The following is a 267-nucleotide window of genomic DNA, read 5'->3' on the forward strand; positions in this document are numbered from 1 at the left end:
CATCCTCCAAGGCTAAATACTCCTGACTGACCGATAGTGAACCAGTACCGTGAGGGAAAGGCGAAAAGAACCCCTGTGAGGGGAGTGAAATAGAACCTGAAACCGTATACGTACAAGCAGTGGGAGCGGTTCTTGAGACCGTGACTGCGTACCTTTTGTATAATGGGTCAGCGACTTACATTTTGTAGCGAGGTTAAGCGAATAGCGGAGCCGTAGGGAAACCGAGTGTTAACTGCGCGTTTAGTTGCAAGGTGTAGACCCGAAACC

1 rRNA gene is annotated in these 267 nt (G+C 49.8%); it reads left to right on the forward strand.

What is annotated here, in order from left to right:
• Positions 1-267 (forward strand): 23S ribosomal RNA (locus LZP73_RS21225); the annotation flags it as partial.

The organism is Shewanella sp. AS16 (assembly GCF_021412365.1).
Lineage (GTDB): Bacteria > Pseudomonadota > Gammaproteobacteria > Enterobacterales > Shewanellaceae > Shewanella > Shewanella salipaludis.